Source organism: Sphingomonas sp. FW306-05-A, from assembly GCF_058782275.1.
Genome location: NZ_JBYSXN010000003.1, coordinates 259,234 through 271,406, shown reverse-complemented (window position 1 = coordinate 271,406; position 12,173 = coordinate 259,234). Strand labels below are relative to the sequence as shown.

Here is a 12,173-nt window from a genome sequence, read left to right as displayed (position 1 = left end):
AGATAGCGATCGCAGACCTACCTGCGTGCGGACGAAAAGTCGATGCACGCGATTCTGGATCGCAATGCCCCGCGGGAGCGCGGCAGGATCCGACGCCCTCCGCGACCCGGCTCAGGCGCGGTGCGGCCCGAAAAAGATCACCGCTGCGCCAAGGAGACAAAGCGCCGCCCCCGCCAGATCCCACCGATCAGGCCGCACGCCTTCGGCCAGCCACAGCCACAGCACCGCCGCGGTGATGTAGATCCCGCCATAAGCGGCATAGGCACGGCCTGCGTCGGATGCATCGACCCGAGTCAGCAGATACGCGAATGCCACGAGCGCTGCGCATCCCGGCACCAGCCACCATGCCGACCTGTCCATGCGCAGCCATGCCCAGAACGCGAAACACCCCGCGATCTCCGCGACGGCGGCGCCGATGTACAGGATGATGGACTGCATGGTGGCGTGTGTAGCCGAGCGATGGCGCAAGGAAAGACCGAACCGATGCCGGTGCGTGCCACGGCACCGTCAGCGCGTCTGTTTCGCCCCCAGTTGCCGCGCCGCGATCGCCTGGAGCGCGCTGGCGGTGTCGGGCGCAATCGCGAGATCGCGCGCCGCCGCCTCGCCCGCGCCCAGCGTCCGTGGGTCGACCCCGGTGATGCTGCCGAACACCATCAGCGCCTCCAGATAATAGCCGAACGTGCTCGCATGATACTGGTCGGGGCCCCAGAGGTCGATCTTGCCGGGATCGATCCCGTCGAACGGATCGGCATCGGCGACCCCTTCCCCGATCGCCGCATTGAACGCGAGGCCCACCGGAACCATCGCCCGAACACCCGGGGTCGCGGCAACCACCGCGCGATAGGCACGGTCGAGGTCGATCCCCATCGCCGTGACCGGTTGTCCCCGCCACGGGCTCGCATCGCGATACACCAGATCGGGGCGGCTCCACGTCGCGGTCAGGCGGATGTCGGCCGATGGGTTGCGCGCCCGAAACATCTGCGTCAGTCGCGCGGTGTACGCCCCGAATTGCGCAGGGTCGCCCGGCGTGTCGGGATCCAGCGTACTATATTCCTGCAGGACGACATGGTCCCATGCGCGGTCGAGCAATGCGCGCCGCTCCTCATAATGGAAGCGCAGTGTCTTGCCGCCTTCGGTTTCCAGCGTGACGCGGTAGGAAAGCCCGGCTTGCTCGCTGAACCGTTTGAACAGCGCGGGCACGCCCCCGACGTCGGTACCGTTGAGATCCTCGACGCTATCGGATCGGTAGCGCCACACGTCGCTGGAAGCGCCGAAGGTAAAGCTGTTCCCCACGAACAGGACCGTCCGGGGCGGCGGAGGTGTGCGCGCGTCGCTGGTGGCCGATTGGCTGAACGCCGGTGTCGTACCAAGGGCAGCAAGCAGGATCGCACCCATGCGACCAAAGATCTTCATTCTTTCCGACCCCTGCAAATCGAACCTGGGCTTTGGCTCCTGCCCGAGTGCTGCAATGATCGCAACGCCGGTACAGGTCGCGCCCGCTTCCGCGCCAGCCGCCGTCGGAACAAGCAGCCGACGGTGCGCGCTTGACCCTTTGGAACGTCGGCTCGGCCGGCGATGACCGCGAGGAGCGAACATGATGGAAGCGACCTGGGGCGACGACGCGAAGACGCCGGAGATCGACTGGCGGATGAGCGCCGCGCTGGAGAACGTGCCGCGCGGGGACGCGGATCTGGCCGAGGTGACAAGCCTAGAGGGCGCGGTTCGTGCCTGGACCGCGCTCGATCCCGAACATCGCAACGCAGCAGTGCTCACCCCGGAGCGCGCCTCGCAGATCGACGGCACATCGCTGACGACGTTCGCAGGTGACGGGATCGCAGCGCTCGTCGACCTGTTGCCCAGCGCGAATGACGGGGGCTAGGGATGGCGGCTGCAAGCGTTCGCTTCGAGCGTGGCGAGTATGAATGGCTCGCCGAGCGCAACGGCATCCTCTTCCTGGGTCACACCGACCTCGGCGTGGTCGAATTCCTGATCACCGGAGAGGCGTTGATCGAGCTCGCCAACCCCGATCTTGACGGAATCGACCGGGACACTGCGATCGACAGTTTCGTCGAATTCGAGCCTGACATCCATCTTCTCGCACGGCGGGAATTCGTCAGCCGGCTCGGCGGGGAGCCCCCCATCCTGCTCACCGCTGCCGACGTTTCGGGGTGAGCCTCGGAACGCGTTCGACGCGGCATCAGCACTTGGGGGAAGGTTTCTGGTGACCAAGACGCTGACGATCATCGGCTGCGGCATCCACGACATTCCGGCGTTCTACGCGGAGATCAACCGCGTGTTCATGGCAGGAGAAGACTGGACGCTCGGCGAGAGCCTGGATGGGCTCGATGACATGCTCCGAGGCGACTATGGTGCCATTAAGGGACGCGAGACGATCATGCTCGTGTGGCGGGATATCGCGGTTGCCCGTTGCAGCCTGGGCGTGAAAGCCACGCGCGCATTCCTGCAGGCCAAGCTGGAACGCCCCGATCTGTACGACGCCGAACGGATTGGCCGTCAAATCTCCCAGCTGGAAAACGGCACTGGCCAGACCTACTTCGAGACCATCCTCGAAATCATCGCCGAGCACCCGAACATCCATCTCGTTTCCGGCTGACGGATTGGGGCCCCGTGAACGGGACGGTAACTCGCGGTGACCGCTGGTTTTACGACTGGTGCCCCGCAGGGAACAATGCTGGGCACTTACATCATCGGAGAATTTGCATCAGTCGCCGCTGATATCGCCATCGTCGTCGGGCAACTTCGCTTTGACGCGACTGCGGCGCGCATCGCGCAATACCTCCTCAATTTCGACGAGAAGCACCCGTCCCTCATCGGTCTTGCCGTTAGTGTCGTCCTGATCTGCCGCGAAGAATGCCTTGGCGCGCGCAGCCAAATCGATCAGAAGGGAATAACGCTCCTCACCAAGCTTTTTTCGAACGACGTCAAAGCCTCCGACCAGCGTATCGAACTCGCTGTGGATGTTTCGATCGGGGAAGACGAGAGTCCGGTCGATGAATGTAGGGGCGTGCAAGATCATCGATCCAAGTTGGTCGTTAATCTCGCTCAGCGAAGCCGGGATATACGGCTTGGGGTTAAAGTAAGGATTGGGTCGGGTCATCGCTTCGTCTTCGGGTGGGGGATGACATATGTGTGATCGGCGCCGAGCTGCCGCGCACGGATAATGATGACCCGGCGCGGTTGAAAGTCAGTATTGAAGAAGCCGCGAATTTGCGGTGTCCCCAGCGTCTTTTGCGTCAGTGACACGTCGAACGCGACGTCATTCACACGTGCATCGGGCCGCCGGTATGTAAGATTGGTGCCCAAGCTGTCGTATTCTCTTGGATTCACCCGCACTGGTCCCTTTCCGCTCGGGTCGATACCCAATTGACTATAACGCACCCGAAGATCTCTTCGCACTTCTCGATCGACATAGTTTCCCACCGCCTCTTGATTCGAGAGACGTGGAATGAGTCGGCCTGCCTTCAGCAATGCGACTCCATCATCATAAGCATTGTCGACCCTCTGCTGCACGAAGCGCAACGTCTCAACCTGAAGTGGCCCATAATCGCCTTTTAATCGCGCGACGACCGCCGCACGCTGAATACGCAAATCGTCGAACTTCGCCTGCAACCCTTGAACCGTAGCAATTTGAGTTCCAAACGCGTCGGTCGGACCAAGTTCATCATAATGCCAGTTCGGATCGAGCGCCTTGATTTGAGCAGTTATCTGCTTCGTCTGGTCCTGCAGGAATTGTGCTTTGAACGCGGTTGCCGGCCCGGTCAGATCTAGCAGATTGTCGCTCACCGCTATCACCGCGTTACCCAATGCATTTCGAAGTTCCGGCACAGCCTGTTCAAGCGTCATCGGATCCTCGAACGCCCGGCTATTGCTGCCCCGCCCTACAATGACCTCAGCTTCGACAGCGGCGAAGGGTGCCATTTGCTTGAACACCTGAAGCGGGTTCAATCCTAGCTGTGACAAAATGCGTTGGAACGATGCCGCGACCGACGTTGGACTGTGTTCTACCAAGCGGCTGCCAATAGCTTCACCGGCGGCGCTTGTGACATTTGCAGAAACACTATCGGTGGTTACCGGCGTCCAATTGGCTAAAGGCGCTGTGTTTCGAAGCGACGGTCCATCCGCCGGAGGGCGCAAGAACGCATCTCTATATATTTGATAGCGAGCTTCGATCGCCGCGGCATATTGTGGATCTTTGCCGTGTTTGGCCAACTCCTTCGCACGCCACGCGTCGGCCTCGGCCATTGTCGCGATCGGAGCCTTGTCAGGGTCGCTAACATACGCAACTTTTCAGCCCGGGTGTCCCCGGCGAGTGGCGGACGTAAAGCTGGCCGTGGTGCCGGAACCATCGGCAGTCGTGAACTGCCCGTTCGCTGGATCATGATACGGCTTGAATTTGAACTCGAGCCTACGCGTACCGGCCCGGCTTGGCCACCGCCCAGTCCGCAGCCACACAGAAAAGTTCTGCCGCTGTTCTGCCGAAATGTCCATCTAGCGCCCCCGCCTGTTTCAGGAGCGAGAACATTTGAGCAACATTTTCCAACATGTCAAGATTAACGCCATGGCACCTCTATCGGATACCATTCATCGTCCTGTACGAGGTAGAGTAGTCTAAAGACTGGTGCCGCTTACAGGATGCGTGCCGGTCGTCGACGTCGATTTCCTGTCCATAAATTGATTTTTCCTCATTTTTTCAGCGGCACCCAATTTGAGTCCGCTTACAGGACTCGAATATCTTACTTATCAGTAGCAATACTTAGTCTTATTGCGAGAAAGGCAAGCGCACTCCCCCAAAAATACCCCCTGTTGGAGAAGCGCGGGATCAGTCGCCCCATTCCGAAGCCGAGGTCGCACACCCCGCATATGTCCCAGAGGCAATAAAGCGCGAGCCTCGTGGCTTGCAAGACGATTGCGGAACGAAAATTGCATCACGGGATGGAATTTGACCCATGATTCGCAGTCAGCGAGGTTCAAAAGGCAGCCAAAAAACTTAGAAACCGCAAGAGGTGGGACATACCTGCGGTTCTTTCCAGCTTGTCGAACAGTAGATCTGAACATTTATCGGACAGCGCTGGACGCCGGCGGAGGGATTGCTTAACGCCTACCGCTCGCTACGCCGAAGAGCACTGCGGGATGGAAACGAGGATCTATGGACGGCGGCTCGGGGTTGACGGTCGCGGTGGTCATCACCGCCATCGTCGGTATCTTCACTTTGATCATTAACCGCGGCATGAAGGTGTCGGAGTTCCGCCAAGCGTGGATTAACGATCAGCGCGCCGACTTTGCCAAATGGGGTGCGACCGTACTTAGCCTCGCGCGGCAACAGTCGTCGACCACTCGAGCAGCCGACTTCACCACGCTCGAAGAGGCGGCGTACCGGATCAGACTCCGCGAGAACCCAGACAAGCACGAGTGGGCAGCTGTTCTGACTGCGATGGATGACATGCGCACCGTGTTGATCGCCAACCCGACCACCGCAATCGATGTCTTTCCCCAGGTTCAGTTGGTCGCCGATGCCGCTCAGATCCGCCTTGAGAAGGACTGGGACAAGGTCCGCAACGGTGAGGTCGGCTACAAGGTGCTCTGCTTCCTGTTTCCCGCGCTCTTTGCCGTCCTCATCGTTATGACGATCTGGGCGTTTCGCCCGGACCTGAATCCATTTGGGAACGAACAGGCCAAGCCGGTCGAGCAGCACGTCACAGGCGCAGTCCAGCTGATCGAGCCGGTACGGACCACGCTGCCGGCGCCGACCGACTCCGTTCGGAAGACGGCAACACGGCATCACCGCGCAACTGACTAACGCATCTACCGCGAATCAACCGCGCGGCGGAAAGGCCCCAGATGACCGAAAAGACCCCCACCGAGCGCATAGCCCAAGCCCTGCTGCTGACCGGTTCGCCCGACTATAATAGGCGCGCAGGCGCCACGCTGGACGAGCTCTCGCTGTTCGCTCGCGAGGGCGACCTTCATAGTGTCAGCCTGCTCGCCAAAACCTACTGCGCACTTCTGCCGCGCGACGAGCAACAGGTCCGCGCGGCGATGCCTGCCAAGATCAAGAACCAGGTCTTCTATCTCGGCAGGCAGCTGCCGAAGACGGCAATCGACCGCTGGGAAGAGAAACATCCCGAATGGAAACGTGCGCTTGATGCCGCACTCTTCGATGGCGATCGACTCGCAGCCTGGGTGGAGAAGGCTGCGTCCGCGATCCAGCGGGCGGAAGTCGGCTAAGATAAGAGCTGGTCGCTGCTTCTCGTGCTGGTGCGGCTTCCGTGCTTGTGCCACGTGTAGTTCATTAGCCGCGGACCACGTCAGAAAGAACCGTCGGCAATGGGGATACTTGTTGGAGACTGAGACCGCCAATCTCGACGCACTGATTGCTGTCGTCGACATTCTTTTCCCCGATCGCGCTAAGCCCCCCCGTCGCAGTCGTCGCAGGATAGTGCTGCAAGACGAGCGCGACTTGACTGTCCCGCAGCTGAAGGCCGCGATCCGCACGCTGAACGACCCTCGCTCCGATTGCCACGTCGATGCCGAAGTGGTCGGCGCTCTTCTGAGCAGCATCGGGCGGTGTCCCCGCGTCGACGTCGGGGAGATGGTCGCCGCCCTGATCGCACATGTCGAGCGCCGCTGGTCCGAGTTGGTGCCTGGACTGGCCGCCAAGGTGGTCAATGACACATCCGATCGCGTTAGGATCTTCGGGGCATTCCCCCGGCTGCTTCATGAGCCCGCGCTGCTGTCGTTGACCATCGCCGCCATCGTCGATCCGAAGAATTATTGCGAACCCGACGAACTTCTCTCTTTCCTCGAACCCGCGACCCCCGCCGACGCACGCCGTCTGATCGACGCGCTCGCTGAACGGACCCGTGTCAGCGAACCTGATGAATCCACGCTTACCCTTTCTCTCTTCGCAGCGATCGGCCGCGGTCAGGGGTGGTCGCCTTGGGTCGTGCTACAGACAATGTTGCGGGCGCGCCCAGACTATGCCGAACCGCACGCCGTATTCGAGAAGACGGGCGACCCCAGTCGAGAATCTCAGACGACGATCGCTGCCCGACTCGAGGTCGCCCAAGCCATTGCACCGCTTACCAAATTACGAGACGTCGCTGCGATCCTTCTTCAGCTGGTCGGTCCGTCCGTTGGGTCAATAGACAATAGCCTACTTTCGCGCCCGGCTGAAGTGCGAGCGGCTTATGTCGACACCCTGCGCGCGGCAATAGGCGACGACTCCACACTCCGCCGGGCCGTCATCGAGGCACTGCTTTGGTCGGGCGACGGCGCGGTGGCCGAGCTGGCAAACTATGCGGCGGTCGCGATTGCGGACGCGGGGGATCGCGCTTGGCTGCTGGAGCTCGAGACTCACCCGGTGCGCATAGTGCGCTATGCAGCTCGGTCGGTGCGCGCAGCAAAGTTTGGTGAGGCGTTGACGGTGCCGGCGCTGCCGGTCGCGACCGGGCTCATTCAGAGCGTTGCCGCAATGGAGGGCAGCACGCCCCTTACCGAAGAGCCGGCGCGCACCTGGCTCGGCGATCGCGCCGTCGAGCGGTTAATCGAGCAGACCATCTCCGCAGTTGAGATGCGCGCCGCCAAGGATTACGAGAGCCATGGCGACGAGGGGGAGGACCGTCTGCTCGCCTCGCTCTTCACCACGCTATCACTCCGCTTTGCCGATCTCGATCATGCGCTCGAAGCCCTCGCGCGCGCCGCCTCCGCGCCCAATCGAACGGCAGTGACGATGCGCTACCGCAACGTCGATCGCGGCGAGGAGGGCGACAAGGGCGTGCGGGGCGCGAAGAAGTTTGCCGCCGACCTCTGCCTAATCGTCGACCCGATCCTTGAGGGCGTGTCGCTCGGGCGCCGCGTCACCTTGGTCCAGGCTAAAAGGTTATATCGTAATCATGACGCGGTCGTCCAACCGACCTGGGACGCATCGTTCGCCATCAACCTCGAGCAGCGCAGAGCACTCCAGCAGCAGACCAAGGCGAGTGTATATCTCTTCCACGGTCCGCTGCTCGGTGGCCGCGGTATCCCGGTGATCCCGACTCAGCTCGTGGCCGATCTCTCCGAGCACCAAGGCTCTGGCAGCCAACTCGCGCGGTCGACGGTAGCGTCCGCTTCGCGCTCGCTCGCCGACTGGCTGACCTTTGATGCCTTCGCGCTGCGCGTCGGTGACCCGTACGCCGCGCTCGTCGCGAAAGCTGAAGGACGCCCCGGCTCATTGCCACGCACGCTGCTCGAACTTCCGACAGTCGAAGTTGAAATTTCTGTCACCAAGCGGGACGAGAAGCACTAACCCGCCAGATTGAACATGCGGCAAGGTGTCCAACGCGTCGAGTGAGCCATCTCGAAAAGGTGCATGTTGGTCGACTACTGCTGCACTTCGTGGTAAAGAGTCGGATGCCCATCGTGGGACATGAGTAAGAATATTGGGTGAGAGCAGACGCTCACCTTTCTACAGATGTTATCGACGTTTGACCGGGGTCTGGCAAAATCTCTGACAGGCAGCGATCATTCCCCGCCGAGCATTCGACTATAGGAATAGAGATCCCTTCCTTAGCGCATTGATTGCGAACCACGTGCTGACATAAGTCGAGTCATCAAGCTTCTTCGATCTGATCTACTCGCTTGTAATTGCCCAGCCCATGAGCGTACAACAACGCTTCCAAATCAGCATTCATAATGGGATTTTGGTCGTAAAGCAGACGAATGAATTCGCGGAAGCCGTGGCTCCATATGAGGTCGGCACCGTTCTGCGAACGCTCGAAAACATGCTCGATGTCAGCAGGTGAAAAGCGATTGGCCCACGGATTTACCACTTCAACCGCAATTTTGTTAGCGTCGTTCCAGTTCGTAGCCGTTCCATAGAGCTGCGCTGCGCGAGTGACCATCTCAGGTGACGGTTCATTAACCTCGCGAAGTTGCGCGGTGCTCAGCATTTCCAAAGCCTTGAGCGCGCTGACGCGCCACCACTCAACCTGCAGCGCGAGCTTGACCGCCGTGCCTTTGTCCTCAAAAGTTTCATGGACAATCCACGTTTTTAGAATAGCCTTGGTTGCATCATCCACCTGCTCGGCAACCTCCGGAAGTCGCGCAGCCATCGCGCCAGCAAAGCGAACAGCTTCCTCGCCCCCGTTTTGTGCGAGCTTCTGGACCGCGGTCACGAGGCGCGGAACTGCGATCATACGATGCAATTCGACAGTTGCCTCAAGCGCTAAAGGCACGTTGAAATTTGCGTGATATGGACTCGCTGGGTCCGGCCAGCCGAACGCAAGGTCATCGACGAATGCGCGAACAAGGACCTCCCGAGCGCTGCCGATCTCCGAGCCGCGAAGGCGTTCGACAGCATCAGCGCGCGCGGTCGGAAAATATGGTGAAAGGATCGCGGCCCGCAGACTGGCGAGCGCCGCCTTTCCCTGCTTGGGTGGCTGAGAGAGTACATATGTCAGCGCCGAGCGGATATGTAGGCGTGCTAACTCCGCAGCCGGGGCGTAAGGCAGCGTATTGTGCGAAAAGGTAGGATGCGCGCACCTGTTGCGGTCAGCACGCAGGCGGCTGAGTTCCTCAAATTCCTGACTGCCAAAGAAATCGAATTTGTCGCGAAAATCTTCAAGCAGATTGCGTTCGATTTCCAGCAGTCCCTTGATCGCATCTTGGTTGCCGCCGCTTTGCTGCTGTTGCAGGCTATCAAGCTTGGCCGCCAGCACGCCAGCCGCTTTATCGCCGCCCGAGGCGAGACTTCGTAACTTGGCGATCAGGTCGAAGCAGACTGAAACATGGGCAGAAACTATAGCCGCTCGATAGGCGCCAGCTTCGTAGCAGCGCACCGCCTCACGAATATGCACCTTCGCCTCGTCGGCGACGCAGCGTGCCACCATTTCTTCGAAGCTTAACATCATTGCACGATTGTTCCTCCCGAGGCCATCCCGTACGCCATCCTTATCCTTGATAAACGAGTTTTAAGCGCAGCCAAGGCGAAGCGCTACGTTACGCCGAAGCTTCTATTGGACGCCTTTGGAAAATGCCCTTCAACTGTTTGAGCTGACGGCAACTATTGAGAATTTTTGCTAATCGACCTATTTGATCGGCAGCTTCCCGTCATTACCCGCCGTTTATCGGAAGTGGAGTAAACAACCGGCTTTGGTCGAATGCTGGCGTAGCCGATGCGGCGGCTAGAACCTAGACGTTGACATTTAGGCCATCAAGCGCGGGATGTGCAGGAGTTCCCCGATTTGCAAGTGAGCTGGCCAATCGCGAAGATAGCCGCTTAGAGCCGTCGCATAATTCGAACCGCTCTGCTAGGACCAGCTAGTGAGGGAGTGGGAATGCTACGTCTGAAGTCGATCGAGATTCAAAACTTCAGGGCGATTGAGCATGCCCAGGTGCCTCTCGACCGCTATTTAACGGTCCTTGTTGGCGAGAACGCGGCAGGCAAGACGGCTATCCTCGATGCAATCGCAGCGGCGCTCTCGCCCATCATCGATGGCGGCCATCCCCGCCTCTCTAGGAGCGTCGAGCCTAAGGATTTCCGCGTCACTGGCCTAGCTGATCCGATGGGCGAGGTCTCACGTGAACGGCACATGTCTCTGAGCGTGGAGACCGAAGATGGCGGCTGGCAGTGCCAGTTCATGCTTGATGACAACCCTCGCCGTCGGACTGTACGCATCGAGACGCGCGGCATAGCAATGTATCCCTACCGCGAACAGCTCAGCGAAGACCACGTTGTTGTGCCGATCATCGCTAGCTACGGTGCTGATCGCGCAACGCCGCCACGCAGAACGGCGAGTTCCGCGGCGCACGCAAAGCGCCTTGCCGGATCACTCGGCCGGGTCGGCGGCTACACCGGGGCGCTTGATAGCCGCGCCGTCTATGACGAGGCGGTCGAGTGGTTCGAGGCGATCGAAAACTGGGAGCTGCGCAGCAACCGCGAAGCCGCAGGGAGGTACCGAGACCGAAGGCTCGACGCGGTCCGGCATGCGGTATCGAAGCTAGTTCCTGAACTCGACAACCTTCGCATGGTGGGGCTGCCGCCGCGGATGATGCTTGACGCCAAGCTACCCGGCCGTCCGCCAGAAAGCCTATCAGTCGACCAACTGAGTGGTGGCTACCGAGCAATGCTCGCGCTCGTTATAGACCTGGCGCGCCGGATGGCCGACCTTAATCCCGACGTCTCTAACCCACTTCGCGTTCCCGGCGTGGTCTTGATCGACGAGATCGACCTTCATCTCCACCCAAGGTGGCAGCAGCTAGTTGTCAGCAGCCTGCGCGAAATGTTCCCTGAGGTTCAGTTCATCTTGTCGACCCACAGTCCGCAGGTCCTAACAACGATCGAGACGCACAACATTCTCAATCTTAAGTGGCGGAACGGCCACCTAGTGAAGGAGGAGGTGCCTTCCACATCTGGCGCAGAATCGGGCCGCCTCATGTCAGAAGTGATGGGAGTCGAGGAGCGCCCGCCCGCCGAGGTATCCGATTTTGTACGCCTGCTTGAGGAATACCGCTCGCTGGTCGCGCAAGGCAGGTGGGACTCGAGTAAGGCCTGCTCATTGATCGAGGAGCTGCGGAACGAGTCCCCAGACGACCCGGTGCTCGGCGCGCTTGACCTAGAACGGCGGCGTTTTGCAGCTCAGAAGCGGCGAGAGACAGGTGAAGCCTAGTTCGCCGCTGCCAGCGCATTCGCCGCTCCTCGCCCAGTATCTAGCAAATGCGCGCACGCCGACTTGGCGCCAGTTCCGGGACGAGCAACGCCCGGCATACCAAGAGCTGTGCACTGAGCTGCATCATCGGCAGCGTGGCGTGTGCGCTTTCTGCGAGATTCAGCTCGTCACCAGCGTCGCAACCGACGCGCGCGAGGTGGAACACTGGCGGCCCAAGTCGCTCGATGTACCGCCGTCCACCCGGTGGACCTTCGGGATCGATAACCTGCAGCTCGGATGCTTGGGCGGCTCGAAAAGGTTTCCTGCCGACGACATGGACCTGACTGGCGATCCAGAGCCAGGTCCCAACCGCAGTTGTGGCGCGCAAAAAGGGAACGAAGACCCAGTTTTGGGCATAGGCGGAGTGGCGCCTTATCGCCCTCAAGACATGCCAGAGTCCCCGGCCATGTTCTCCGTAGACGACGATGGATCGCTTCGCCCAGTTGATGATTGCGTCGCTCATGG

General features: G+C 60.4%; 13 protein-coding genes. 7 read left to right on the top strand and 6 right to left on the bottom strand.

Features of this window, described 5'->3' with window-relative positions; all coding sequences use genetic code 11:
* Positions 1–111 precede the first annotated feature (111 nt).
* Together AC3WJR_RS17525 and AC3WJR_RS17520 are read right to left on the bottom strand one after the other, a co-directional pair.
* Positions 112–438, bottom strand: coding sequence for a YnfA family protein (locus AC3WJR_RS17525; protein WP_492726572.1), 327 nt, complete (start codon positions 436–438; stop codon positions 112–114).
* 69 nt (positions 439–507) lie between these two features.
* Positions 508–1,413 (bottom strand): PEP-CTERM sorting domain-containing protein, encoded by a 906-nt coding sequence (locus tag AC3WJR_RS17520; protein ID WP_492726571.1) that lies wholly within the window; start codon positions 1,411–1,413, stop codon positions 508–510.
* A gap of 181 nt (positions 1,414–1,594) precedes the next feature.
* On the opposite strand from AC3WJR_RS17520, the gene AC3WJR_RS17515 reads away from it, so the two are divergent.
* Genes AC3WJR_RS17515 through AC3WJR_RS17505 form a run of 3 tightly spaced genes read left to right on the top strand, consistent with a single transcriptional unit; the run spans position 1,595 to position 2,614 of the window.
* Positions 1,595–1,879 carry a hypothetical protein gene (locus tag AC3WJR_RS17515; RefSeq protein ID WP_492726569.1) on the top strand — a complete coding sequence of 95 codons (285 nt, stop codon included), beginning with the start codon at positions 1,595–1,597 and terminating at the stop codon, positions 1,877–1,879.
* A gap of 2 nt (positions 1,880–1,881) precedes the next feature.
* Complete coding sequence (locus tag AC3WJR_RS17510) at positions 1,882–2,172, top strand: hypothetical protein (protein WP_354282995.1); 291 nt, start codon at positions 1,882–1,884, stop codon at positions 2,170–2,172.
* A 49-nt stretch (positions 2,173–2,221) separates the two neighbouring features.
* Positions 2,222–2,614 (top strand): barstar family protein, encoded by a 393-nt coding sequence (locus AC3WJR_RS17505; RefSeq protein WP_492726567.1) that lies wholly within the window; start codon positions 2,222–2,224, stop codon positions 2,612–2,614.
* 108 nt (positions 2,615–2,722) lie between these two features.
* Here AC3WJR_RS17505 and AC3WJR_RS17500 read toward each other — a convergent pair whose 3' ends face one another.
* Together AC3WJR_RS17500 and AC3WJR_RS17495 are read right to left on the bottom strand one after the other, a co-directional pair.
* The gene (locus AC3WJR_RS17500; RefSeq protein WP_492726566.1) at positions 2,723–3,118 is read right to left on the bottom strand and encodes a hypothetical protein; all 396 of its coding nucleotides are present in this window, start codon (positions 3,116–3,118) and stop codon (positions 2,723–2,725) included.
* Positions 3,115–4,263, bottom strand: a complete 1,149-nt coding sequence (locus AC3WJR_RS17495; RefSeq protein WP_492726564.1) for a hypothetical protein — start codon at positions 4,261–4,263, stop codon at positions 3,115–3,117. Before AC3WJR_RS17495 ends, AC3WJR_RS17500 begins: the two co-directional genes overlap by 4 nt.
* Before the next feature lie 904 nt (positions 4,264–5,167).
* Here AC3WJR_RS17495 and AC3WJR_RS17490 point away from each other — a divergent pair.
* The 3 genes from AC3WJR_RS17490 to AC3WJR_RS17480 all read left to right on the top strand — a co-directional run bounded on the left by AC3WJR_RS17490 (position 5,168) and on the right by AC3WJR_RS17480 (position 8,308).
* Positions 5,168–5,818: a hypothetical protein gene (locus AC3WJR_RS17490; RefSeq protein ID WP_492726562.1), complete on the top strand. Its 651-nt coding sequence runs from the start codon at positions 5,168–5,170 to the stop codon at positions 5,816–5,818.
* 41 nt (positions 5,819–5,859) lie between these two features.
* The gene (locus AC3WJR_RS17485; protein ID WP_492726561.1) at positions 5,860–6,246 is read left to right on the top strand and encodes a hypothetical protein; all 387 of its coding nucleotides are present in this window, start codon (positions 5,860–5,862) and stop codon (positions 6,244–6,246) included.
* Between the two features lie 112 nt (positions 6,247–6,358).
* Positions 6,359–8,308 (top strand): hypothetical protein, encoded by a 1,950-nt coding sequence (locus AC3WJR_RS17480; protein ID WP_492726559.1) that lies wholly within the window; start codon positions 6,359–6,361, stop codon positions 8,306–8,308.
* 304 nt (positions 8,309–8,612) lie between these two features.
* On the opposite strand, the gene AC3WJR_RS17475 is transcribed toward AC3WJR_RS17480, so the two are convergent.
* Positions 8,613–9,911: a hypothetical protein gene (locus tag AC3WJR_RS17475; protein WP_492726557.1), complete on the bottom strand. Its 1,299-nt coding sequence runs from the start codon at positions 9,909–9,911 to the stop codon at positions 8,613–8,615.
* A 426-nt stretch (positions 9,912–10,337) separates the two neighbouring features.
* Between AC3WJR_RS17475 and AC3WJR_RS17470 the strand changes: the two genes are divergently transcribed.
* Positions 10,338–11,669 carry an AAA family ATPase gene (locus AC3WJR_RS17470; RefSeq protein WP_492726556.1) on the top strand — a complete coding sequence of 444 codons (1,332 nt, stop codon included), beginning with the start codon at positions 10,338–10,340 and terminating at the stop codon, positions 11,667–11,669.
* A 40-nt stretch (positions 11,670–11,709) separates the two neighbouring features.
* On the opposite strand, the gene AC3WJR_RS17465 is transcribed toward AC3WJR_RS17470, so the two are convergent.
* The gene (locus AC3WJR_RS17465) at positions 11,710–12,171 is read right to left on the bottom strand and encodes a hypothetical protein (protein WP_492726554.1); all 462 of its coding nucleotides are present in this window, start codon (positions 12,169–12,171) and stop codon (positions 11,710–11,712) included.
* Positions 12,172–12,173: the final 2 nt, after the last annotated feature.